Below are 6,758 nucleotides of genomic sequence, written 5' to 3'. Positions count from 1 at the left end.
CTCCTTTGTAGAAGATTTGGGAACTAGTTAGGTCTTCTTCTACAATAGGAGCAATTTTTATTTTTGTAAACAGATTACATATTCTTTCATTAAAGTAAAGATAACCCATTAATGCAACGCTAGTGGGACTGTCCCCCTTCATATTTTGCAAGAAAAAAACACCCACTCTAGATGGGTGCTTTTCTATTTAAAAAACCAAGGGGATAGATTTTTTAGCGTGTTCAGTTAAGAGGGAAGCATCTGGGATGCTATTTTTTTGTATATCTTTACTCTGCATGTTCCCTGCAGTGAAAATGCGCTGTTCAGTTTAGTCGGTATTAACCGATTTCACCGTAATCTGGATCGTAATGAAGAACAATCGGCTTGTCATCCACCGGTGCCTTGTCCTTACCATCTGCCAGGAAGGCAGCTCCCGGTTGTACCAATGCGAAACCTACCACCAACACAAACAATGCAACTAATCTTTTTACCATAAATAAAACCCTCCTAAAAAATTTTATTTATAAAAAGATTGTTCGATCCAGAAAAGGGTAGTTATGTAGATTTCAGGGAAGCCATTCTGGAAAAAGCAATCCTCTTACCAAATTTGGAACAAATCCTGAATGATGCTTTTTTATCCGGGAATAACCCGGTTTAACCGCCTCGGGATGTATCTTGTTCCCTATAGGCGAATAATACCTTGCTTGTCTTCCTTTTCAACGACAGATTTCAAGCATCGTTTTTAAATCGACTGTTATTTATCGCCAACAAGGGAAGGCGTGAGAAAAAATAGTCGCTTCTTTTAACAATAAAGTCGTTATAGGCACGAAGCAGTATCCCTTTGTCTTGTTCTGCCAAACCCAGGTAGTATTTTCGGAAGGGAGATTCCAAGGAAATGCGTTTAAGGATTCTTTTTGCTTCATCCATGTCTCCTCTGGCAATTGCCAAATGAGCTTGTTCACTTGGATCTGTAGTGGTGACTCCATCAACAACTCCAAAATGAGCCGAAATGAATGGGTAGTTTTGTTGTTCTATTGCCCTGATAAGAGTGGTTTTGTTATAGAGAGTGGCGATTCGTTTAGCTTCCTCCAAGTGATAGATACATTGGAGATAGTTTTCATATAAGTAACTCAAGCCAAGATGCATGTGAATATTCGCTTTTCTTTCCTGGCAATAAGGATAAGTTAAAACTTGGAATGCATACTTTCTTGCCAAAATTAACTCGTTTCTTTTCCAGTAGTATGTAAATAAGGTCTCATTGAGGCGGACGAAAAAGAGTGAGGTTAAAAAGGGATCTTCTATCTCGCTGATGAGTTCAGACTGGTGGTCAAGATAATCACCCAGTTTTTCAAATTCATTTAAGTCATAGTAGAGATAGATTTTCATAAAGCCAACTAAACAGTTCAGTTCCGCTATGTTCGTTTTCAAATGATGTACTTCTTCCAGCAGCTCATGTTTCGGCTTTGCACTTTGCTTGCGAAGGACGAAGAGTTCATAGAGGTAGGCCCATTTCCGATTAATTGGATTAACGCTTTGTTTATTTTGTAGAAGTAAAATGTCCAGTTCCTGAAAGAAACCATTCATATAAAGAAATTCCATGCCAGTCCTTTTCACATAGTCGGATGTCGAACCCATGCAAAAAAGCTTCGTCATATGAACGACCTCGTCTTCCGTGTAATCCATACGGATAGTATTTACATAGTCTTCTATGGTCATGTGTTTGTTTAACATGGGTTTCTCAACGACCCTTTCAATAAATTTACTTCGGGAAGGGCTTCCCGTCATGGCATACCTCCTTCTTTCCTTTCAAGATGTGAGTTAACTTGTCATCTTTATTTAATTATCGCATAAATATTACGTTTTTCAACAGGAAAATACGAACATTAGTTCGACATTATATTACAAAATATTACAAATTTCTGACTTTTTCTACAATTACAGATAGGTCTTTTTACGCAGAAAAAAACCCCGGGGATTTTTCCGGGGTTTTCACTTTATGCGTTGGCCATCGCTGCGGAAGATTCACGATCTCCCGCCGATGACTCTTCCGTTGCGCTGCTGTCGTCGTTATTTTCCTTGTCTTGCTCCGAATCTGTCTCTTGTTCATCAGACGGAGTATTTTCACTTTCGTCTGTCGAAGCATCCTGCTCATTGTCAGTTTCTTCGTCTGCAGAAGCATCACTTTCTTTCGTGCTGTCTTCAGCAGACTCAGCTTTCAGCTCATTAAGCTGGCGGTTGAAGTACGATTCCGGATTGACCGGAGTATCACCCTGCCGCAGTTCAAAGTGTACATGTGTACCGCTTGCCTGGCCGAACAGGTTTTTACCGGCTTTTCCGATAACGTCGCCTTGTTGGACCTTGGCTCCTGCTTCTACTGCCACCTCTTCCAGACTAGCATAGTAGGTAGTGACTTCGTTCTCGTGGGAAAGCTTGACTACGTTACCCAAAAGCGGGTCTTCTTTGACCTCCACAACCTCTCCGCTCAGGGAAGCAGTAACATCGAAGCTTTCTCCTTCTGCTGCAGTAATATCGACACCGGTGCTTTGATAGTACTTATTGTTGTATAGTACAAGTGCTTTTTCTTGATCTTCACTATCTGCACTATAGTCATAAAACTTCGTTACAATCTCGGCTTGTGCTTCTTCCTGCACCGGCATTTTTATCACTTCCTGCTGCTCCAACACTGGTTCGGCATCTTCGCCCATGTCAAATGGATTCTCGGAAATGCTGTCCATCTCAGAATCATTTTCTGCCTGCTCAGGGGTTTCCAGACTTTGATACCATAAAACTCCTGTTAAAAGCAAGGCAGCCATCGTCAAGTAAAGTGCCGGGAAAAACCATTTCTTTCGAAAGATACGTTTCCATCCATTTTTTGAAACGTTCTTGTTTTCCTCTCTCATTGATCATCACCTCAGCTACCATTCTGAGCAGAAAATGAGAGATATATACATTTTTAAAAAATTTTTTAGTAATTAATGTTCGACAAATTCCAGATATTATACATCAAACAGGAAATAAGGGGATAGAAAAGGGGGGAGGGGGACTGACCCCAATTCCGTATTCCAGCCGGGAAGCGGTGGTTGGGGGGACAGTCCCCTCAAAGAGTTTTAGTGTCTATTTCAGTCGGCGATTGGCAACTTGTGGCCGGAATGGCAGCATTTTCGGTTTTGTGGGGACTGTCCCCAAAATGGTTGCCGCTTAGGTTTTACTCGGAATGGGGTCAGTCCCCGGTTTTCTCTTATTACTATATTTCTCTTGATTTTCACGTTCGGAGGGACTGACCCCTATGCCGCCCCTATGAAACCCTATCCAGAATTTTCAAGAGTTGGATGCGAGTTGCGGGGCGGTTTGGTCGATGTTGTTGATGTCTGCGCCTTTGTAATAGTATTGCAGGATTTGTTTATAGGTTTTGCCTTCTTTGGCCATGCCGTTGGCACCGTATTGACTCATTCCGATGCCATGTCCATACCCTTTGGTGGTGAAAATCAAATGGTCTTTCTTTTGCTCGACTTCAAAGTCGCTAGAACGGAGTGCGAGTTTTTCACGGACCTCTCTTCCAGAGAACGATTCTCCCCCGATCGTAATCGAGGCGACTCGATGGCTCTCTGTCCTTTCGATTTCAGCTGCAGCTGCCGCATTGCTGTCTATCTTGATACCAAGTGCTTGTTCCACTTCCTGAGTAGTGAAGATTTGCTGATCTAGATACTTTGGTGACTCTTTATCCCATGGACTGGCGACGCTTCGTAAATAAGGGAGCTCACCTTCCCAGTAGTTTTCCGAGTCTTCGGTGTAACCATTGCTGGTCGAGAAAAAGGCTGGTGTAATCGGCTGGTCTTCATAGGTGACGATTTCACCTTTGGTTGCCGCGACTGCCTCGGTGATTTTTTCCATCTTCCATGTGTAATCGGAACTCCAAACTTCACGCAGTTCTTCTTCACTTTTGTACACTTGATGCTGAACAGTATCCGTAACATCGGCACCTTTCGGGTTTTCATCCGGGTCAAGCGTCAAGTGGTTGACGATATACGTTCTTGCTGCCAACGCTTGCGCTTTTAACGCTTCCAGTTCAAATTCTGCCGGCATTTCCGATGCCACTACGCGGGTGACATACTCTTCAAGCGGAACGGTTTCTACCTCTTCTGTGTTGGAGCGGTACACCTTCACCGCAAACGGGGAATCCTCTTTCTTAAGGCTAACCTGTTCTGCTTCAGGTTGTTTGTCGATGGATTGTTTTGCTGTACCGCCAGCCTGGATAAACGGAGCTACAATTAACGTCGGCACCACTAAGATGATAGTGATCAGGCTGGCTGCTACAATCATGCTAGGACCTCTCCATTTGATGGTCGATGCTTGCTTTGATTTCTTCATTGGCGGCCTCCTTTTCTAGTTTGTCTACTAACTAATCTATACAGGAAGGAAAAACAATAGAACTATTTTTTTGCCGCTTGCGGTCATACTGATAGATTGTCCTATTTCGATGGAAGGAGAGTAGCCGAGAATGATTTTGGCGATCAGACTGTACTGTTGAAACCAGTATGGTACCTGTAACTCATGGTTGGACTTAAAGTGGTGATTCTTCATAAATAATGCTTTCCAGTGTTTTATCGCGAATACCGGTGGCTGGACTGCCAATCGCCAGACCTTTTTTAAATGACTAGAGGAACGTCTCTTGCTTTCTCCTCTGGGCTTTGCACTTCAGTGCCCAGTTCGCTGTTCACAAGCAGATGAATGCCTTTCCCCCAAGTAGACGGGAGATGGGCTGGAGTCATACAAATCATTTACCGATAATGGTTTCACAGCAAAACCCCGTCTCTGATCAGACGGGGTTTTGCGGGTTCTTATTGCAGCACCGTTTCTTTTATCGGTGTTTTATTCTTGATGTCTTCGTTATATAAATGGCAGGCAACATAATGATTTTCTTCGATTTCCTGCCAAACTGGATCGATTTTGGCGCAAGCTTCCATGGCAAACGGGCATCGGGTCCGGAATACACAGCCACTCGGCGGATTGATGGGGCTCGGGAGTTCTCCTTCCAGGATCATCCGTTCACGTCCTTCTTCCACGTCGGGATCGGGAATCGGGATTGCAGAAAGCAACGCTTGTGTATAGGGGTGAAGCGGACGCTTATATAAGTCGCTTGCTTTGGTCAATTCGACCATATTGCCTAAATACATAACGCCGATCCGGTCGGAAATATGCTTGACCATCGACAGGTCGTGGGCAATAAACAAATACGTCAGCCCTTTTTCCTTTTGCAGCTTGCGGAGAAGGTTGACGACCTGAGCCTGTACGGAAACGTCGAGAGCGGAAATCGGCTCATCGGCAATGATGAATTCAGGATCAAGGGCCAGGGCCCTGGCAATGCCGATTCGCTGTCGCTGCCCACCACTGAACTCATGGGGATAACGGTTGGCATGGTCCCGGCTGAGTCCCACTTCCTCCAGAAGCTGATACACCCGGTCTAGCCGCTCTTTCTTGTCCGGGTATAATCCATGAATCTCCATCGGCTCGGAAATGATTTCTTTGACGGTGGATCGGGGATTCAACGAAGCATATGGATCCTGGAAAATCATTTGCATGCTGCGATGGAAGTCGAAGGTTTCGGTATCTTTCAACTCATGAACGTTTTTTTCGTTGAACACAACTTCTCCGGCCGTACGGTCATACAGTCCCATGATGGTACGGCCGATAGTCGATTTGCCACAGCCCGACTCGCCGACAAGGCCGAATGTTTCTCCTTCAATCACATCAAAACTGACATCGTCGACCGCCTTCAAGGTTTCATCCTTTCCGACTTGAAAATATTTTTTCAGCTTGTTCACTTGCAGCTTTTTGGTTTGTTTCATAGTGTCCCCTCCGTCTTTTTCCAATACCGTCGGGCCCCGCATAGCTCTTTTTCATAGACGGTGCCGGCCAAAGTTGTGATTTCGATGGACTTTCCAGTCGTCGGAGAATGGATCATTTTGCCGTTGCCATAATAAATCCCGACATGGTGCAGGGCGCCTTTACCTTCTTCGTATGCGAAAAACAACAAATCTCCTGGCAGCAAGTGATCGACTGCGATTTCCTCTCCTCCTAGTGCGGCCTGGTCTGAAGCGTCTCTGGGGATTTGGTATCCATTGGCCTTATGCATATTGTAGCTAAAGCCGGAGCAATCATAGCCATAGGCGCTCATTCCGCCCCACAAGTATTCCAATCCGATAAAAGCTTCTCCGGTCCTGACAATGTCGCTGCCGCTACCTTGTATCACTCCTTTTTCATCCGGTATGATTTCCACATCCGATTTGTCCAAATATCCTGCGGTCGCATCCGGCAGCAGGACTTTTGCTTGAGAGTCTGTCAATCCGAGGAGCGGCAGTGCCGTCAAATAACTCAGTTCCAGCAGGAAATTCTCTTTTTCATCATATAAAGGGACCAGTTTGCCGGAAACAATCGCCTTTCCTTTCACCTGTCTTGCATTTGGTTGCGGTTGAGCCTGACAAGCTGGTATCCAGCCGGGATAACCTCGGGAATCTTTTTTTGATGGCTGAGTCGGTATGATCACCCGCAGCCAATCCTGTTTCTCCTCCAGCACGATTACTTCTTCTCCGTATAGCAATTGGGATTGAACCAAATTTTGTTCACACAAGTCAAGCCGTGTCTGGTAGCTCAAACGAGTCAGCCAGGCTGGCAAATCTACCGGATTGCGGATACCTGGTTCATCCACCTCACGCGGCGCTTCCGGATTTGTCCATAAAGTAGCCACCGGCACATTGATTATCCACCTGTCTTGTTGCATG

The 6,758-nt window shown here is 44.9% G+C and carries 7 protein-coding genes; all 7 read right to left on the bottom strand.

Annotation, left to right across the window (positions count from 1 at the left end; all coding sequences use genetic code 11):
* Positions 1-317: 317 nt before the first annotated feature.
* On the bottom strand, positions 318-473 hold the full coding sequence (locus tag ABVF09_RS17195) for a hypothetical protein (protein ID WP_155911876.1): 156 nt from the start codon (positions 471-473) through the stop codon (positions 318-320).
* Between the two features lie 235 nt (positions 474-708).
* Positions 709-1,764: an AimR family lysis-lysogeny pheromone receptor gene (locus tag ABVF09_RS17190; protein ID WP_051382148.1), complete on the bottom strand. Its 1,056-nt coding sequence runs from the start codon at positions 1,762-1,764 to the stop codon at positions 709-711.
* 209 nt (positions 1,765-1,973) lie between these two features.
* Complete coding sequence (spoIIQ, locus tag ABVF09_RS17185) at positions 1,974-2,879, bottom strand: stage II sporulation protein SpoIIQ (protein WP_371069720.1); 906 nt, start codon at positions 2,877-2,879, stop codon at positions 1,974-1,976.
* Between the two features lie 418 nt (positions 2,880-3,297).
* The gene (gene spoIID / locus ABVF09_RS17180) at positions 3,298-4,347 is read right to left on the bottom strand and encodes a stage II sporulation protein D (protein WP_035426933.1); all 1,050 of its coding nucleotides are present in this window, start codon (positions 4,345-4,347) and stop codon (positions 3,298-3,300) included.
* A 36-nt stretch (positions 4,348-4,383) separates the two neighbouring features.
* On the bottom strand, positions 4,384-4,560 hold the full coding sequence (locus ABVF09_RS17175) for a hypothetical protein (protein ID WP_153463492.1): 177 nt from the start codon (positions 4,558-4,560) through the stop codon (positions 4,384-4,386).
* A 257-nt stretch (positions 4,561-4,817) separates the two neighbouring features.
* Entirely contained in the window at positions 4,818-5,825 is a 1,008-nt protein-coding gene (locus tag ABVF09_RS17170) for an ABC transporter ATP-binding protein (RefSeq protein ID WP_026570752.1), read from the bottom strand.
* The gene (locus tag ABVF09_RS17165) at positions 5,822-6,757 is read right to left on the bottom strand and encodes a C40 family peptidase (RefSeq protein WP_371069719.1); all 936 of its coding nucleotides are present in this window, start codon (positions 6,755-6,757) and stop codon (positions 5,822-5,824) included. Before ABVF09_RS17165 ends, ABVF09_RS17170 begins: the two co-directional genes overlap by 4 nt.
* Position 6,758: the final 1 nt, after the last annotated feature.

The sequence above is a fragment of the Sediminibacillus sp. JSM 1682029 genome (assembly GCF_041366435.1).
GTDB classification, from domain to species: domain Bacteria; phylum Bacillota; class Bacilli; order Bacillales; family Amphibacillaceae; genus Sediminibacillus; species Sediminibacillus terrae.
The sequence above is the reverse complement of the archived record's forward strand: the minus strand, read 5'-3'. Positions and strand labels throughout refer to the sequence as shown.